Here is a 16,541-nt window from a genome sequence, read left to right on the forward strand (position 1 = left end):
CTCCCGGCTGCCTGCGGCGGTCCTGCCAGGGGGGCGGGCGTGCCCTCCCACCTGCTTGCGGCTGCGTACGCCCTGCCGGGGAAGGGGTTGGTTGGTGCTGGGTGGGAAGGGTGAGCGGGGTGGGGGGATTGCGGTGTGTGGACGGGTCGGTGCTGGATGTGACGCCCGTGGCGTGCGTGGACAGGGCGGGCAGGCCGTACGAGGTGACGCTGGCGTTGTGGCGTGACGGGCTGCCGTACGGGACGGTCGGGGAGCGGTGCGGCTGGCTGCTGGCGAGGCTGGCGGGCGGTGTGGAGGAGGCGCGGCGGGACGAGGGGGAGGCGGGGCGGTGGCCGGATCCGGATGACCGGTTCCCGGAGGGCGGGGAGCTGTTCTCGTTCCGGTATCGGACGCGGCGGGGCGGGGCGGCGGGGGGCGAGCTGGGCTGCTGGTTGCGTACGATTCCGGTGTGGGAGCCGCGGCCGGGCGGGCGGGGCGCGTGGCGGTTGACGCGGCGGGCGTTCGTGGAGGCCTGGGGCGCCGGCGGGCAGGGGGCGCGGGCGGTGCTGACGTCGGCGGAGCTGGCGGGCTTCGTTCGTGGCCTGGTCGACGAGGCCGAGATCATCTGTTGTGAAGAACTATCGCGTTCAGGCACGGGCACGGGCGAAACGCGGTGATAATTGCCTGTTAGGTCATCCGACCTGAGGCACGCCAGCGCTGGAGGGACTCCGTGGGCCTGCGCGATCTGGTCTACCGGCTGTATGAGCGCCGGTTGGAGGCCAAGCTGTCGAAAGACAGCATTCCCCGGCACGTCGGGGTGATCATTGACGGCAATCGCCGCTGGGCGCGTGCCATGGGCATGAGTGACGTGGCCAAGGGCCACCGCAAGGGCGCGGACAAGATCTCCGAGCTGCTCGGCTGGTGCCGTGAGACGGGTGTCGAGGTCGTCACGGTCTGGATGCTGTCCAACGACAACCTGAACCGGCCCAGCGAGGAGCTGGAGCCGTTGCTGCGCATCATCGAGGACGTCACGCAGGAGCTGGTGGACCAGGGCTGGCGGATCAGCCCGGTCGGCGCGCTCGATCTGCTGCCGGATCGCACGGCTAATGTCCTAAAAACTGCGAAAGAAGCAACATCGCACCGTCCCGGCCTGATTGTGAACGTTGCAGTTGGGTATGGAGGAAGGCGTGAGATTGCCGATGCGGTGCGCTCACTCCTGCAGGAGCATGCGAGCAAGGGCGCGAGCATCGAGGACCTCTTCGAGGTGCTCGATGTCGAACATATCGCGGAGCATCTCTACACCCGCGGCCAACCCGACCCGGATCTCCTCATCCGGACCTCGGGCGAGCAGCGTCTGTCGGGCTTCATGCTGTGGCAGAGCGCTCATTCAGAGTTCTACTTCCACGAGGCATACTGGCCCGACTTCCGCAGGGTCGATTTCCTGCGGGCGCTGCGCGATTACGCTGCGAGACACCGGCGTTACGGTTCCTGACGGGACATCTGGGTATCCAGGACGTAACGTTGGAAGTGTCCGGCCGCAGGCCGGACGCTCCGGAAAGGGCCCGCCTTTGCGCCAACACTGCCGAGGGGGGCCGGAGTCCGGCGCCCCCGGTGGCATGTCGCGGTCGGGGACACGGGCCCGGTCCGATTCCCGCCTCGTCTGCAGGGCGCCCGTCCCCATGGGCGCCCGGGGGAGAACGTGTGGCAGTGTCCTCGAGCAACCCTTCGTCCAACTCGGCCAAGCGCACGTACGTGCTCGACACATCGGTCCTGCTCGCCGACCCGGCGGCCATGACCCGCTTCGCGGAGCACGACGTCGTTCTGCCGATCGTCGTCATCACTGAGCTGGAGGGGAAGCGGCACCATCCCGAGCTGGGCTACTTCGCCAGAAAGGCCCTGCGCTACCTTGACGACCTGCGGGTTCAGTACGGCCGGTTGGACGAGCCGATGCCGACCGGCGACGGCACGATCAGGGTTGAGCTCAATCACAGCGATCCGTCCATCCTGCCCGTGGGCTTCCGCCTGGGCGACAACGACACCCGCATCCTGACGGTGGCCCGTTCGCTGGCCGCCGAGGGGTGTGACGTCGTGCTCGTCTCCAAGGACCTGCCGATGCGGGTCAAGGCGGCCTCGATCGGCCTGGCCGCGGAGGAGTACCGCGCCGGGCTGGTGATCGAGTCGGGCTGGACGGGGATGGCCGAGGTCCAGGTGACCGCGGAGGACGTCGAGACGCTGTTCGACAGCGGCACGGCCGATCTCGAGGAGGCCAGGGACCTGCCGGCGCACACCGGGCTGCGGCTGCTGTCGGCGAAGGGTTCGGCGCTCGGCCGGGTCCAGCCGGACAAGTCGGTCAAGCTGGTGCGCGGCGACCGCGAGGTGTTCGGGCTGCACGGCCGGTCGGCGGAGCAGCGCATCGCGCTGGAGCTGCTGATGGACCCGGAGATCGGCATCGTGTCGCTGGGCGGCCGGGCCGGCACCGGCAAGTCGGCGCTGGCGCTCTGCGCGGGCCTGGAGGCCGTCCTGGAGCGCCGCCAGCACCGCAAGGTGGTGGTGTTCCGCCCGCTGTACGCGGTGGGCGGCCAGGAGCTGGGCTACCTGCCGGGCACCGAGGGCGAGAAGATGGGCCCGTGGGCGCAGGCGGTCTACGACACGCTGAGCGCGGTCACCACGCCCGAGGTGATCGACGAGGTGCTCGACCGGGGCATGCTGGAGGTGCTTCCGCTCACCCACATCCGCGGCCGGTCGCTGCACGACGCGTTCGTGATCGTGGACGAGGCGCAGTCGCTGGAGCGCGGCGTCCTGCTGACCGTGCTCAGCCGGGTCGGCGCCAACTCGCGCGTGGTGCTCACGCACGACATCGCCCAGCGTGACAACCTGCGCGTCGGGCGGCACGACGGCGTGGTCGCGGTGGTGGAGAAGCTCAAGGGCCATCCGCTGTTCGCGCACGTGACGCTCACGAGGTCGGAGCGCTCGCCGATCGCCGCGCTGGTGACGGAGATGCTGGAGGACATCACCCTCTAGGGCTCACCTGCTCCGGGCACTGGAGACCGCCCTCGCGCCTGGCCGGGCGGCGGTCTCCGTACGTCTGCACGATCCTGATGTCCTCGACGGAGGGGTCCTGCTGGGCCGTGCAGACGATCTGGGCCTTGCCGACCCTGGTCAGGGTTCCATCGCCGCGGATGTAGATGGTGAGCGTCGAGGTCCTGGGCAGCCTGACCTCGTCGCGCGGGACGGGGTTCAGCGAGTCCTCGATGCGTTCGAGCGTGAAGCCGCGCAGCGCCGTGTCCAGGTCGCCGAGCGGCTTGGTGGAGGCCGCGAACAGGGCGTTCAGCAGGCTGCTCACCGAGTCGGACTGGACGTCGGCGGGCTCCAGCGACAGTTCGCCGTCCTTGAGCAGGTAGATGGTCTTCGAGGGCGGCGGGATGTCGACGACGGGCGCCCGGGCCCGGTCGACCACGTCGGTGGGGGCGATGCCGCACGCCGCCGTCAGCAGCAGCAGGGCTCCGGCCAGGGTCCGTCTCATGCCAGCGGGCTCCTGTTGTGCGGGAGCCAGACGGTGAAGAGCGCGCCGGGGTGCTGGGCGCGTACCGAGATCGTGCCGCCGTGCAGGTGCACGTTGGCGCGCGCGATCGCCAGGCCCAGCCCGCTGCCCTGGCTGCGGGCGCGGCCGGAGCCCGCCTTGAAGAAGCGGTCGAAGACGTGCGGCATCGCCTCCGGCGGGATGCCCTTGCCGTGGTCGCGCACCTTCACCTCCAGGCCGTTGTCCGTGGCTCTCGCGCTGACCATCACGGGCGGTTCGCCGTGTTTGAGGGCGTTGCCGACGAGGTTGGCGACGATGACGTCGAAGCGTCTGGGGTCGAGGCTGACGAGGAGGCTGCGGGAGGAGTTCACCCGGACCTTCTCGCTCCAGCCGCGCACCTCCAGGCAGTCCTGGATCGCGTCGGCGACGTTGACCTCCTCCAGGTTGAGCGTGGCGGTGCCCGCGTCGAAGCGGCTGACCTCGATGAGGTGCTCGACGAGCTCGCGCAGCCGTTCGATCTCGCGCAGGACCAGCCGTACGGCCTCGGCGGGGGCCTGCGGGAGCCGGTTGGCCTCCTCCGAGAGCATGTCGGCCACGGCCGTCATGGCGGTCAGCGGGGTGCGCAGCTCGTGCGACACGTCGGCGACGAACCTGCGCGACATCGCCTCCAGGGAGCGCAGCTCGGACACGCTCAGCTCCAGGGCCGCCGCGGCGTCGTTGAACCGGGCGGTGAGCTCGGCCAGCTCGTCCTGCCCGCGTACGGGCAGGCGGGTGTCGAGGCGGCCCTCGCCGAGCGCCTGGGCGGCCGCGCTGAGCCGCCGTACGGGCAGCAGCACCTGCCGGGCCGACAGCAGCGCCACGATCAGCGCTATGCCCACGATGGCCGAGCCGCCCTGGGCGAGCTTGGAGCGCAGGGTGGCGAGCTGGCTCTCCTCGTCGCGCATGGGGAAGAAGACGAACGCGCGCAGCCCGGTGGCCTCGGGGCCGGCGCCGTGGTCGCGGTAGACCTCGGCGCCGACGATCAGCCACAGCTCGCCGCGCAGGAGCTGGCGCTGGGAGACGACCATCTGCTTGGCGCGGCCGTGCAGCTCGTTCGGCACGTCGGTCATGGTCATCGGGCCGTCGGCGTTCGTCAGGTTGCCGTACTCGATCACCACGCTGCGGCCGGGCCCGTCGAGCGCCTGGGTCAGGTAGCCGAGCTCGCGGGTGCTGGGCGCGGCCTCGCCGGGCCGCAGCCGGCCGATGGGGAAGGTGATCCGGCTGAGCTCCCGGGAGATGAGGTCGACGGCGGAATCCTCGGCCCGCTTGACCAGCGCCGACTTGGCCAGTTCGAAGCCGATGGTGGCGACCAGGACCGACGCGGTCACGGCGACCAGGGTGAAGGTGATGACCAGGCGCGCCCGGAACCCGGTGGGCAGCCTCATCACGGAGGGCTGAACCGGTAGCCGAACCCGCGGACGGTGTGGATGAACACCGGCTCGGCCGGCCTCGGCTCGATCTTGGCGCGGACCCGCTGTACGCAGGCGTCGACGAGCCGGGAGTCGGCCACGTGCGTGTGGTCCCAGACGGCGCGCAGCAGGTAGCGCCGGTTGAGCACCTGGCCGGGGTGGCGCACCAGCTCCAGCAGCAGCCGCAGCTCGGTGGGCGTCAGGTGGATCTCCTTGCCGGCCAGCGTGACCTTGAGCGCGCCCCGGTCGATCATGAGGTCGCCGAACGTGATGCGGTCGGAGGAGGCGGATTCGGCGCGGCGCAGGATGGCGCGGATGCGGGCGTCGAGCACGCGTGGTTCGACGGGTTTGACCACGTAGTCGTCGGCGCCGGCCTCCAGGCCGACGACCACGTCGAGGTCGTCGCCGCGGGCGGTGAGGAGGATGACGGGGAGCTGGTCGAGCTTGCGGATGCGGCGGCACACCTCGACGCCGTCGATGCCGGGCAGCATGACGTCGAGAATGGCGATCTCGGGACGGCGTGACCGGATGTGGTCCAGGGCCTCCTCACCCGTCGCGTAGGAGGTGACGGAGTGCCCCTGCCGGGCCAGCGCCAGCTCCAGAGCTGTGCGGACCGAGGGGTCGTCTTCGACGAGAAGGATGCCTGCCACTCGCACATTATTCCGGCTTGTCAGGTATATCCGGGTTGTGTCATGAAACTGTGACGCGCCTCTTGCCTGATCCTTAAACCCCTGTAACAGCGTATGAATCGGCCCTCCCCTCGGTTACGGGTGCCCGAGGGGCGGGCCAACCAGTGTGACCAAAATCACAGTTGCCGGTAACCTGCTGGTTGGCCAAGGTACGGCCAAGCGAATCCCCGGTTCCGGTTGCGCAGCACCCCCCAAGTCACGGCAAGCTCATGGATCGTGAGCCCAGGTCCCAGGTTGAGTGAGCGCCCGTCGCGCAGCGTCCCCCGCTCGGCACGCCGACGCTCGCGGGTGACCCCCAAGCGAGTCGTGATCATCGGCCTCTCCGCCGTGATCGTCTTCGGCGGCGGCGGCTTCGTCGCCTACCGCGCCATCGAGAACGCCAGCGCCCCGCCGGCCGACCCGCTCTCGCTGGAGGACCTCGGCCGGATGGCCAGCGGCGACTTCTACTCGCCCGACCCCGAGGCCGACCAGCTCAAGGAGGCCGCGCTCCAGGCCCACAGGGCCAAGAAGCTCAAGGAGGGCCGGGCGGCCAACGACGACCCGCTCGACGTCATCGAGATCAAGAAGCAGGCGCCCGGCGGCGACGGCTTCCCGCCCGCCAACTTCCCGCCCGGCAGCGACCCCTCGCCCGGCAGCAACAAGGCCACGGCCAAGGCCATGCTGTCCTCGTTCGGCTTCGGCACCGACCAGTGGGGCTGCCTGGAGAACCTCTGGCAGAAGGAGAGCGGCTGGAACGAGCGGGCGATGAACCGCTACTCCGGCGCCTACGGCATCCCCCAGTCGCTGCCCGGCAGCAAGATGGCCAGCGCCGGCGCCGACTGGCAGACCAATGCCGCCACCCAGATCAAGTGGGGCCTCGGCTACATCAAGGGCCGCTACGGCACCCCTTGCGGCGCCTGGGGGCACTCGCAGGCCAGGGGATGGTATTAACAGGTCAGCATTCCTCCTGTAATCGGCAAGCCGTCAGGCCCCGCCGTGTATGACCGCGCACGCTGGCCGCATGGGTGTGAAGGTCAGTGTGATCGTCAATGTCCACAACCCGGGGGATTCCGCCGACGCGTGCATCCGCTCCACACTGGAGCAGACGCTGCCGCCGGACGCGTATGAAGTGATCTTCGTGGACGACGGGTCCACGGACGGCATCGCCGAACGGCTCGACACCGTCGCCGCCGTGCGCCGCAACGTGCGTGTGCTGCACCTGCCGCACACGGGCTCGCCCATGCGCGGCCGCAACGTCGGCATCGCCTCCGCCCGGGGCGACTACGTCTACCTGCTCGACCAGCACGACCGGCTGGAGCGGGACGCGCTGGAGCGCATGCACGAGCGGGCCGTCGAGACCGACGCCGACGTGCTGGTGGGCCGCCTGGTGCGCGACGGCGGGCCGCCGATGACCGCCTTCGGCCGCAGCAAGGCCCGCGCCGACATCCTGCGCGACCGGCTGCTCACCCTGCTCACCCCGCACAAGCTCTACCGCCGCGCCTTCCTGGAGGAGCACGAGCTCGGCTTCGCCGTCCCCGGCGGGGCCATCGCCGAGCAGGCGTTCGCCGTCCGCTGCTACCTCCAGGCCAAGGTCATCGCCGTCCTCGCCGAACAGGTCTGCTGCCACCTCGGCGAACGCCCGCCCGCCCCCGAGGAGCCGCGCGCCGCCGTCCGCGAGCTGCGCGCCCTGCTGCGCGACATCGACGCGTACGTGGGCGAGGGCCGGCAGCGGGACCGCATGTACGCGTTCTGGTTCCGCTCGGCGGTGCTGCGGCCGTTCCTGTCGTCGGCGTTCGCCGGGTCGTCCACCGACCGGGGCGCCTACTTCCGCATGATCCAGGAGCTGGTGGCCGAACGGTTCCCGGACCGGCTCGACCGCTACCTGCCCGTCCAGCTCAGGGCCGTGGCCGCGCTGATCCGCGCCGGCCGGCTCGACCAGCTCGTCATGCTGGCCAACTCCACCCGGCGGGCCGGGCTGAGCGCCGGGCTGACCGAGGTGCGCTGGGACGCCCAGGTGCTCGTGCTCGGCCTGGAGGTCGAGGTGCTGAGCGGCGACGGCAAGCCCGAGCGCTTCCGCGTCGACGACGATCGCCTGCACTGGCGGCCGCCCAGGGCCGTCGACCCCAAGCTGCTCCCGCAGAGCGTCACCGACGTCAGCGAATCCGTCGAACGTGCCCGCATCGAGGTCTACCTGCGGCACGCCGAGTCCGGCGACGTGCACTTCCTGCCGGTGGCCTACCAGGTCGAACGGGTGCCTGACGGCCGCAAGCACGCCCGGGTGCGCATCGTCGGCGAGGCCAGGGTCGACGTGACCGCGGCCGCGCAGGGCGAGCCGCTCAGGCCCGGCCAGTGGGAGGTGCACGTGCGCATGTTCGGCGGCGCCCACCAGGCGAGGAGCCGGGTCGGGCGGCCGGAGGGCCCGCTCAACTGCCTCGGCGTGCTGGCCCAGCGGCCCAGGATGCGGCTCGTGGTGCCCTGCTGGACCGACGCGGGCGAGTTCGGCCTGGCCGTGGAGCCGCGCACGTTCACCGAGTCGATCGCGCTGGTGTCGCCGGGCGTGGAGACCAAGCTGGTCGGCGAGAGCCTGTTCGTGGTGCTGCCCGTGCCGTACCTGCCGCCGAGCGGCGGGCCGCCGCTGGAGCTGGTGCTGCGCGGCACCGGCCGCAGGCCGCGCGAGGTGTCGGCGCCCGCGCTGGCCGAGGCCGGGGTGCCCGGCAAGATCGCCGGGCAGCTCGTGGCCAAGCTGCCGATCAAGCGCAGGATGCCGGGCCGCGACGAGCTCGGGACCGGCGTGTGGCTGCCGGTGCTGCGGGGCCCGGAGGAGGAGGTCGGGCTCCGGTTCGCGCTGGAGGTGCGCAAGGGCCGGGTCACCGTGCACCCGGCCACCGCCGCCGACCCGAAGCGGCGCTCCCCGATGGGCCGCGACACCCGGCTGCACCGGCTGGGCCGGCGGCTGCCCGGCGCGCGGCACATGGTGCGGCTGGCCCGCGCGCACAAGCACCGCTACCTGCGGGACTGAACCCACGCCTCCAGCTCGGCGAACGACTCGCGGAACACCGGCAGCATCGGCGTCAGCCTGCCGGGGTGGGCGTCGACCAGGCCGTCGAGATGGTTGCCGCCCTCCACCCGGTGATAGCGGAAGGGGCGGTGCGGCCCGACCATCTCGGCGTACACGTCGGAGGAGCGCGAGATCGGCAGCAGCGAGTCGAGCGTGCCGTGGATGGTGATCAGCGGCTTGGTGATCCTGCCGGTCAGCGCGATCCTGGCCACCGCCGCGTACGGCCTGCGCTCGGCGTAGTCGTAGTCGGCCGGGGCGCCCTCGTAGGACGGGTCCAGCTCACGCTGGTAGAGCTGCTGGGTGAGCTCCCAGTAGTGCTGCCGGTGGAACGGCCACAGGAACTCCGAGCCCGCCGCGAACCCGGCCCGCCGCACGCCCTCCGGGTCCGGGTACGCCTTCAGCGCCTCCGGCAGGTAGCCGAGCAGGTTGTCGCCCTTGAGCCGCCAGAGCGTGCCCTCCCAGTCGAGGCCGCCGTCGTAGAGGTGACCGCGGTTCTCCAGCTGCCACCTGACCAGGTAGCCGCCGTTGGAGATCCCGGCCATGAACGTGCGGGCCGGCTTCCTGCCGTAGCGCTGCCTGACGACGGCCTTGGTGGCGAGCGTGAGCTGGGTGACGCGCTCGTTCCACTCGGCGATCGCGTCGCCGGGGCGGCGGCCGTCGGTGTGGAAGTCCAGGCCGGTGTTGCCCTTGTCCGTGGCGGCGAACGCGTAACCCTTGGCCAGCACCCAGTCGGAGATCGTGAAGTCGTTGGCGTACTGCTCCCGGTTGCCCGGCGTGCCGGTGACGACCAGGCCGCCGTTCCAGTCGTCGGGCAGCCGGATGACGAACTGGGAGTCGTGGTTCCAGCCGTGCGTGGCGTTGGTGGTGGAGGTGTCGGGGAAGTAGCCGTCGATCTGGACGCCGGGCACGCCGGTGGGGTTGACCGTGGCGGCCGGGTGCAGTCCGGCCCAGTCGGCGGGGTCGGTGTGGCCGCTGGCGACCGTGCCGGCGGTGGTGAGGTCGTCGAGCCGGGCGGTGACGGCGTGCTCGGCGCCCGGCACGGTCAGCCCGCCGGGGCCGCCGGGCACGAGCAGGCTCGCCACGAGCGACATGGCCACGATCATCGTGCCTCCTCGAGGTGCGCGGCCAGCAGCCGGTCGAAGTCGGCGGGCCGCTCCAGGTGCGGGCTGTGGCCGCAGTCGTCCAGCACGGCCTCCCGGTAGCGGCCGTAGCGTTCCAGCACCGCCCGGGTCTGGGCGACCATCGGCTGGGCGGGCGTGCCGGGGGAGCCGGGCACCACGCCCAGCGCCCCGAGGTGGGCCAGGTCGTACAGGGAGGTGTCGGAGACGATCAGGTCGTCGGCGCCCCTGATCCACAGGATGGGCGGCCTGGGCTCGACCTGCGGCAGGCCGTCGAGCCGGAAGTGGGTGGGGGCCAGGGCGTTGAGCACGCCGTGCTTGCCGGGCGCGACGTGCGGCCAGGCCGCCGAGGTGGCCGGGTCGCCCGGGTAGTTGGCCTCGCCGACGCGGATGGTGAGCATGGCCCGTACGTAGAAGTCCTCGTCGGGCACCGGGTGCTTGACGTAGGTGGCGCGGAAGACCGAGCGGGGCGAGGCGGGCGACTCGTCCGACAGGTCGCCGGCCTTCAGCCGGGTGACGAAGTCGGGGTTCGCGGCGCCGGCTCCGGCGCCCGCGCCGTCGGGGTGCGTGAGCGTGCCGTCGGGGCCGTGCGTGCCGCCCCAGCCGTACGGGGACACCGGGTTCACCAGCGTGACGCTCCTGACCAGGGCCGGGTGGTCGAGCAGGAGCTGCAGCACGACGCCGCCGCCCATGCTCCAGCCGACCAGGTGGAGCGCGGTCAGGCCGAGGGCTTCGGCCAGCTCCGCCAGGTCGTCGGAGAAGTCGCGGACGCCGCGCGTGGCGTCGACCGGCTCCGGGTCGCTCTCGCCGAAGCCGCGCAGGTCCACCGCGAGCGGGCGGAAGCCGCCGGGCAGCGCGGCCATGCTGTCGCGCCAGAACGCGCCGGAGGAGACGTTGCCGTGCACGAACAGCACCGGCTCGCCGGTGCGGCCCTCGACGGTCCTGACGTGCTGGGTGAGCCTCGGCGTGGTGATCTTCACGCGCGGATCCTCTCTGCCAGGTCGCGGCCCTGGGTCTCCTTGGCGGCGTAGACGGCGGCCAGGGTGAGCGCCGACGCGAGCGCCAGGTAGGCGGAGATCGGCAGGCTGCTGCCGAACTCCCGCAGGAGCTGGACCGCGATGATCGGGGCCAGCGCGCCGGCGACGATCGCCGAGAGCTGCGCGCCGATCGACACGCCGGTGTATCGCATCCTCGTCCCGAACAGCTCCGAGAAGAAGGCCGCCTGCGGGCCGTACATCATGCCGTGGAACAGCAGCCCCACCGTCACGGCCAGCGTGATCGCCAGGAAGTTGCCCGTGTCGATCAGCGGGAAGAACGCGAAGATCCACAGTCCGACGCCCGCGGCGCCCGCCAGGTAGATCGGGCGGCGGCCGAACCGGTCCGACAGCGCCCCCCACAGCGGGATCGTCACGAAGTGGATCGCCGAGGCGATCAGCACCGCGCCGAGCACGGTCGAGTTGTCCAGACCGGTCGTCTTGGCGTAGGTGATGACGAACACCGTGATCAGGTAGAAGGAGATGTTCTCCGCCATCCGGGCGCCGATCGCGATGATCACGTCCCGCCAGTGGTGCCGCAGCACGCCCACGATCGGCGGCGCCTTCTCCGGGGCGGCCTGCTGGAACACCGGCGACTCGGTGATCGTCAGCCGGATCCAGAGCCCGATCAGCACCAGCACGCCCGACAGCAGGAACGGCACCCGCCAGCCCCACGCCAGGAACGCCTCGTCCGACTGGAACGCCGCCAGCGCGGCCAGCACGCCGGTGGCCAGCAGGTTGCCGCCCGGTGCGCCCGCCTGCGGCCAGGACGCCCAGAAGCCGCGCCGCTTCGCGTCGCCGTGCTCGGAGACGATCAGCACCGCGCCGCCCCACTCGCCGCCCAGCGCGAACCCCTGCACCAGGCGCAGCCCGGTCAGCAGCAGCGGCGCCGCCGCGCCGATGCCCGTGTACGTGGGCAGGCAGCCGATCAGGAACGTGGCGACGCCCATCATGAGCAGGCTGACCACGAGCAGCGTCTTGCGGCCGACGCGGTCGCCGAAGTGGCCGAACACCAGCCCGCCGAGCGGGCGGGCGACGAAGCCGACGGCGTAGGTGAGGAACGCCAGCAGCGTCCCGGTGAGCGGATCGGACTCGGGGAAGAAGAGCTGGTTGAACACGAGTGCGGCTGCCGAGCCGTACAGGAAGAAGTCGTACCACTCGATGGTGGTGCCGATCAGGCTCGCGCCGACGATCTTCTTGATGGAAGTGGCCATGCCGTCACGCTAGGGAGTGACCCGCGTCACTCATATGGTCGCGGGCCCCACACTCTGGCTGGAGGGTGTGTGGCCGAGCCGGTGCAGGCGGAGGGCGAGCTGGATCTCCAGGGCGCGCTCCGGCTCCTGCCAGCCGTCGCCGAGCAGCTTGGCGACCCGGTCCAGCCGCTGGGTGACGGTGTTGACGTGGATGTGCATGGTCTCGGCCGTGCGTGACGGCGACATGCCGGAGCCGAAGTACGCGGCCAGGGTGGCGGCCAGCGCCGTGCCCCGGCGGGCGTCGTACTCGATGACGGGGCCGAGCGCGCCCGCCACGAAGCCGGGCACGTCCCTGCCCTCGCCGATGAGCAGCCCGACGAACCCCAGCTCGCCGGCGCTCGCGCCGTCACCGGCGCGCCCGAGCGCGACGAGCGCGTCCGCGCACCGCCGCGCCTCCCGGTAGGCCCGCGCGACCCCGACGGGGCCGGTCTCCGGGGCGGAGGCGCCCGCGGTCGCGGGGGTGCCGAGCGACGCCGACAGGTCGCCGGCGGTGCGCTGGGCCAGCGCGCCGGGGTCGCGGCCGGGCAGCAGCAGCACGACCTCGCCCGGCCGCGCGGCGGCCAGCCCGTGGCGCTGAGCGGCCTGCGAGGAGGCCCAGAACGCGGCGCGCTCGCGCTGCCCGTCGTGCCGGGCGACGACCACGACGTGCGGGGCCGTCAGGTCGATGCCGAGCCGCCTGGCCCGGTCGGCCAGCCCGGGGGAGCCGGGCCTGGAGATCAGGTCGTCGAGCAGCTCGCCGCGCACCCGGCCCTCGGCCTCGGCGACGCTGCGCCGGAACAGCAGCAGCAGCGCGCACACCAGCGCGGCCCGCTCCAGGATGCGCTCGTCGGCGTCGTCGCTGCGCAGCACCAGCGTGCACAGCGGCTCGCCGCCGACGTCCACCGACGCGATGCACAGGTCGCCCCGCCGCACGGTGCGGCCCAGCGCCCGCGACGCCTGCGCCGCCTCCAGCACCCCCGGGTCCACCCCGCCGGGCGCGTCCGCGTCCGGCCCGGCAGCCCGTACGGGATCGGTCAGGCCGGCGACGTGGCCGGTGAGCGGGCGGCCGAGGTCGTCGAGCACGGCCAGCGAGCCGCCGAGCACGTCGGTGACGACGGCGGCCACGTCCTCGATGCCGCCGCCGCGCAGCACCAGCGACGTCATGCGGTCGTGCGCCGTGGCGGCCCGCTCCACCGCCTCCGCGTGCGCCCGCGCGGTGCGGTGCGCCTGGGAGAGCTCCTCCAGCGCGTTCCTGGTCTCCTGCAGCAGCCTGGCGTTGTCGATCGCGACGGCGGCGTGCGCGGCCAGGCTGGCCAGCAGCGACACCTCCTCCTGGTGGAACGGCCTGGCGCTGCGGTTGGCCGCCATCAGCACGCCGATCACCCGCTGGCCCAGCCGCAGCGGCACGCCCAGGATCGCGACCAGCCCCTCCTCCTGGACGGCCTCGTCGATGTCGTCCTTGTGCCGGAACCGGGCGTCGGCGAAGTAGTCGGCGGTCGAGTACGGCACCGCCGTCTGCGCCACCAGCCCGCCCAGCCCGGCCCCCATCGCCAGCCGCAGCGACCGGAACTTGGCCGAGATCGACCCGTCGGTCACCCGCATGTACGTGTCGCCGCGGTCGGGGTCGTGCAGCGTGAGGTAGGCGGTGTCGGTGGCCAGGAGCTGCCTGGCCCGGTGCACGATCGCCTCCAGCACCGCGTCGAGGTCACGCAGCGCGGCCAGGTCGCCGGCCGTGTCGTAGAGCGCCGACAGCTCGGCCTCGCGCCGGGCCCGGCGCCTGAGCAGGGCGCGCACGCGCAGCGCCTCGACCTTGGCGCGTTCGAGTTCCTCGATCGCCGCCGGGTCGGCGCCCGCGGCCCGCGCCTCGATGACCGGGCCTTCGAACTCGACCGCCGACGCCTCCCTGGCCAGCAGTTCGAGGAACCGCCTGACCACTACCGCGCCGTCCAGCCGCCGTCGACCGGCAGCGACACGCCGGTGATGAACGACCCGGCCGGCCCGCACAGGTAGGCGACCAGCTCGGCGACCTCCTCCGGCTCGATCAGCCGCTTGATCGCCGCCGGCCTGAGCATGATGTCCTCGACGACCTCGTCCGCCGCGATGCCGTGCGCGCGTGCCTGGTCGGCGATCTGGCCCTCGACCAGCCCGGTCCGCACGTACGCCGGGCACACGCAGGTGGAGGTCACCCCGTGCGGCGCCCCTTCGAGCGCCAGCGTCTTGCTGAACCCCTCCAGCGCGTGCTTCGCGGTCGTATAGGCCACCTTGTACGGCGAGGCGCGCAGCCCGTGGACCGACGAGATGTTGACGATCCGCCCCCAGCCCCGTGCGTACATGCCCGGCAGCACCCGGCGGGCGATCAGGAACGGCGCCTCCACCATCACCCGCATCATGGCGGCGAACACGTCGGGCGGGAACTCCTCGATCGGCGCCACGTGCTGGAACCCCGCGTTGTTCACCACGATGTCGACCGGCTCATCGGGCAGCGCGCCGGCGAACCCCGGCTCGGCCAGGTCGGCCTGCACGGCCAGCCCGCCCACCTCGGCCGCGACCTCGCGCGCCAGGTCGCCCCGCCGGTCGACGACCAGCACCCGGGCCCCGCCCGCGGCCAGCCGCCGGGCGCACGCCGCGCCGATCCCGCCCCCGGCCCCCGTCACGAGCGCAGTGCGCCCCGTCAGCTCCATGCTCCGACCCTAGGCGGTCGCGGCTCCGGCACGCATGGGCTGGGACGACATACCTGACCGCTTCCCTATGTGGTCCGGCGCACCTGATAGCCTGTCCGCGTGATCGCGTATCCGTCCCAGTGGTGGCCCGCCTCCTAGGCGGTCCCACCAGCGCATACGCATCCCTGGCCGCCTCGACGAGGCGGCCCGCCGGGAGCTCCCGCGACGCCCTGTCGAGCTCCCCGACACACGAAAGGGCGTCCTCATGACCGTCACCTGGTCCGCACTGCTCACCACGCTTCTCGGCGGCAGCTCCCTGTCGGCGCGCGAGGCGGCCTGGGCCATGTCGCAGATCATGTCCGGCAGGGCCACCGACGCGCAGATCGCCGCCTTCGCCGTCGCGCTGCGCGCCAAGGGGGAGACGGTCGAGGAGGTGGCCGGCCTGGCCGACGGGCTGCTCGCCGGCTCGTCCGCGATCAGGATTCCCGGTGACACGGTCGACCTCGTCGGCACCGGCGGCGACCGCGCCAACACCGTGAACGTGTCCACCATGGCCGCCGTCGTCGCCGCCGCGGCCGGCGCCAAGGTGGTCAAGCACGGCGGCCGGGCCTCGTCCTCCACCACCGGCGCGGCCGACGTGCTGGAGGAGCTCGGCGTGGTCGTCGATCTGCCTCCGGCGGCCGTGGCGCGGGTGGCCGAGGAGGCGGGCATCACGTTCTGCTTCTCCGCGACCTTCCATCCGGCGCTCAGACACGCCTCGCGGGCCCGCCGGGAGCTGGGCGTGCCCACGGTGTTCAACTTCCTGGGGCCGCTGACGAACCCGGCGCTGCCCGCCGCCCAGGCCGTCGGTGTGTTCCATCCGCGCATGGCGCCGGTGATCGCGGGCGTGCTGGCCGAGCGCGGCGGCTCCTCGCTGGTCTTCCGGGGTGACGACGGGCTCGACGAGCTCACCACGTCCGGGCCGTCGTCGGTCTGGGTGGTGCGGCGCGGCACGGTCACGCCCACCTCCTTCGACCCGGCCGAGCTGGGCATCCCGCGCGCCACGCCCGACGAGCTGCGCGGCGGCGACGCCCGGCACAACGCCGCCGTCGCCCGCGCCGTGTTCGCCGGGACGCCGGGGCCGGTGCGCGACATCGTGCTGCTCAACGCCGCCGCCGCGCTGGTGGCCGCCGACGGCGCGCCCCCGGCCGAGGGGCTCACCCAGGCCCTGGAGGGCGCGTACAAGCGGGCCGCCGACGCCGTCGACTCAGGCGGCGCCGCGGATCTGCTCGCCCGCTGGTCAGCGGCCACCCGGACACTTGCTTCCAACTCGTAATGGAGTTAACCTGCAACTGCAGTTGGAGGTTACAGCCACTCCGAGTTTCAAGGAGGTTCGGATGCTGCTCACGTCGATCGACCCGTTCTTCCAGGAGTTCGAGCGCCAGTTCAACCGCCTGGCCCGCCAGACCTTCGACGACGGAGCCGCGATGGCCATGGACGGGCTCCGCCGCGACGACGACGTCATCCTGCGCTTCGACCTGCCCGGCGTCGAGCCCGGCTCGATCGAGGTGACCGTCGACCGCGGCGTCCTGAGTGTCAGCGCGCGCCGCGAGGAGGAGATCGGCGAAGGCGAGCGGCTGTTCGTCCGCGAGCGCCCGATGGGCACCTTCACCAGGCGCGTCTACCTGTCGGAACACCTCGACAGCGAGCGCATCGACGCGGGGTACGACAACGGCGTCCTCACCGTCCGCATCCCCGTCCTCGAACGCGCCAGACCGCGCAAGGTGGAGATCCAGCGGACCACGCCCAAGGCCATCAACGCCTGACACCGGCGACCGGGGCGGG

The 16,541-nt window shown here is 72.3% G+C and carries 15 protein-coding genes; 7 read left to right on the plus strand and 8 right to left on the minus strand.

The window, feature by feature from the left end; all coding sequences use genetic code 11:
* Window positions 1–149 precede the first annotated feature (149 nt).
* The 3 genes from AB0G11_RS14950 to AB0G11_RS14960 all read left to right on the plus strand — a co-directional run bounded on the left by AB0G11_RS14950 (window position 150) and on the right by AB0G11_RS14960 (window position 3,000).
* A complete protein-coding gene (locus tag AB0G11_RS14950; protein WP_357586284.1) occupies window positions 150–656 on the plus strand; it encodes a hypothetical protein in 507 nt (168 codons plus the stop codon).
* A 53-nt stretch (window positions 657–709) separates the two neighbouring features.
* Complete coding sequence (locus tag AB0G11_RS14955; RefSeq protein ID WP_049573692.1) at window positions 710–1,471, plus strand: isoprenyl transferase; 762 nt, start codon at window positions 710–712, stop codon at window positions 1,469–1,471.
* A 260-nt stretch (window positions 1,472–1,731) separates the two neighbouring features.
* The gene (locus tag AB0G11_RS14960) at window positions 1,732–3,000 is read left to right on the plus strand and encodes a PhoH family protein (RefSeq protein ID WP_219505104.1); all 1,269 of its coding nucleotides are present in this window, start codon (window positions 1,732–1,734) and stop codon (window positions 2,998–3,000) included.
* Here AB0G11_RS14960 and AB0G11_RS14965 read toward each other — a convergent pair.
* The 3 genes from AB0G11_RS14965 to AB0G11_RS14975 are packed head-to-tail and all read right to left on the minus strand — an operon-like array spanning window position 2,990 to window position 5,597.
* Window positions 2,990–3,502 carry a hypothetical protein gene (locus AB0G11_RS14965; RefSeq protein ID WP_357586286.1) on the minus strand — a complete coding sequence of 171 codons (513 nt, stop codon included), beginning with the start codon at window positions 3,500–3,502 and terminating at the stop codon, window positions 2,990–2,992. The two genes, AB0G11_RS14960 and AB0G11_RS14965, sit on opposite strands and share 11 nt — an antisense overlap.
* Entirely contained in the window at window positions 3,499–4,923 is a 1,425-nt protein-coding gene (locus AB0G11_RS14970; RefSeq protein WP_246644893.1) for a HAMP domain-containing sensor histidine kinase, read from the minus strand. The genes AB0G11_RS14965 and AB0G11_RS14970 overlap by 4 nt, the downstream gene beginning before the upstream one ends.
* Window positions 4,923–5,597 (minus strand): response regulator transcription factor, encoded by a 675-nt coding sequence (locus AB0G11_RS14975; protein WP_219504991.1) that lies wholly within the window; start codon window positions 5,595–5,597, stop codon window positions 4,923–4,925. Before AB0G11_RS14975 ends, AB0G11_RS14970 begins: the two co-directional genes overlap by 1 nt.
* Window positions 5,598–5,924: 327 nt before the next feature.
* Between AB0G11_RS14975 and AB0G11_RS14980 the strand changes: the two genes are divergently transcribed.
* Together AB0G11_RS14980 and AB0G11_RS14985 are read left to right on the plus strand one after the other, a co-directional pair.
* Window positions 5,925–6,566 (plus strand): lytic transglycosylase domain-containing protein, encoded by a 642-nt coding sequence (locus AB0G11_RS14980; protein ID WP_308125745.1) that lies wholly within the window; start codon window positions 5,925–5,927, stop codon window positions 6,564–6,566.
* A gap of 70 nt (window positions 6,567–6,636) precedes the next feature.
* A complete protein-coding gene (locus AB0G11_RS14985) occupies window positions 6,637–8,634 on the plus strand; it encodes a glycosyltransferase family 2 protein (protein WP_219504987.1) in 1,998 nt (665 codons plus the stop codon).
* Here AB0G11_RS14985 and AB0G11_RS14990 read toward each other — a convergent pair.
* Genes AB0G11_RS14990 through AB0G11_RS15010 form a run of 5 tightly spaced genes read right to left on the minus strand, consistent with a single transcriptional unit; the run spans window position 8,619 to window position 14,738 of the window.
* On the minus strand, window positions 8,619–9,776 hold the full coding sequence (locus AB0G11_RS14990; protein WP_357586288.1) for a tannase/feruloyl esterase family alpha/beta hydrolase: 1,158 nt from the start codon (window positions 9,774–9,776) through the stop codon (window positions 8,619–8,621). The genes AB0G11_RS14985 and AB0G11_RS14990 overlap by 16 nt on opposite strands.
* Window positions 9,773–10,771, minus strand: coding sequence for an alpha/beta hydrolase (locus AB0G11_RS14995; protein ID WP_357586290.1), 999 nt, complete (start codon window positions 10,769–10,771; stop codon window positions 9,773–9,775). The genes AB0G11_RS14990 and AB0G11_RS14995 overlap by 4 nt, the downstream gene beginning before the upstream one ends.
* On the minus strand, window positions 10,768–12,039 hold the full coding sequence (locus AB0G11_RS15000) for an MFS transporter (protein ID WP_219504981.1): 1,272 nt from the start codon (window positions 12,037–12,039) through the stop codon (window positions 10,768–10,770). Before AB0G11_RS15000 ends, AB0G11_RS14995 begins: the two co-directional genes overlap by 4 nt.
* 30 nt (window positions 12,040–12,069) lie before the next feature.
* Entirely contained in the window at window positions 12,070–13,992 is a 1,923-nt protein-coding gene (locus AB0G11_RS15005) for a GAF domain-containing protein (RefSeq protein ID WP_357586292.1), read from the minus strand.
* The gene (locus AB0G11_RS15010; RefSeq protein ID WP_219504979.1) at window positions 13,992–14,738 is read right to left on the minus strand and encodes an SDR family NAD(P)-dependent oxidoreductase; all 747 of its coding nucleotides are present in this window, start codon (window positions 14,736–14,738) and stop codon (window positions 13,992–13,994) included. Before AB0G11_RS15010 ends, AB0G11_RS15005 begins: the two co-directional genes overlap by 1 nt.
* Before the next feature lie 244 nt (window positions 14,739–14,982).
* Between AB0G11_RS15010 and trpD the strand changes: the two genes are divergently transcribed.
* Together trpD and AB0G11_RS15020 are read left to right on the plus strand one after the other, a co-directional pair.
* Window positions 14,983–16,032, plus strand: coding sequence for an anthranilate phosphoribosyltransferase (trpD, locus tag AB0G11_RS15015; protein ID WP_357586293.1), 1,050 nt, complete (start codon window positions 14,983–14,985; stop codon window positions 16,030–16,032).
* Window positions 16,033–16,093: 61 nt separating this feature from the next.
* Window positions 16,094–16,522, plus strand: a complete 429-nt coding sequence (locus AB0G11_RS15020) for an Hsp20/alpha crystallin family protein (RefSeq protein ID WP_219504975.1) — start codon at window positions 16,094–16,096, stop codon at window positions 16,520–16,522.
* The last annotated feature ends 19 nt before the right edge of the window (window positions 16,523–16,541 follow it).

Origin of the sequence: Nonomuraea sp. NPDC023979 (assembly GCF_040639085.1) — a bacterium.
In the GTDB taxonomy this organism is placed as follows: Bacteria; Actinomycetota; Actinomycetes; order Streptosporangiales; family Streptosporangiaceae; genus Nonomuraea; species Nonomuraea ceibae.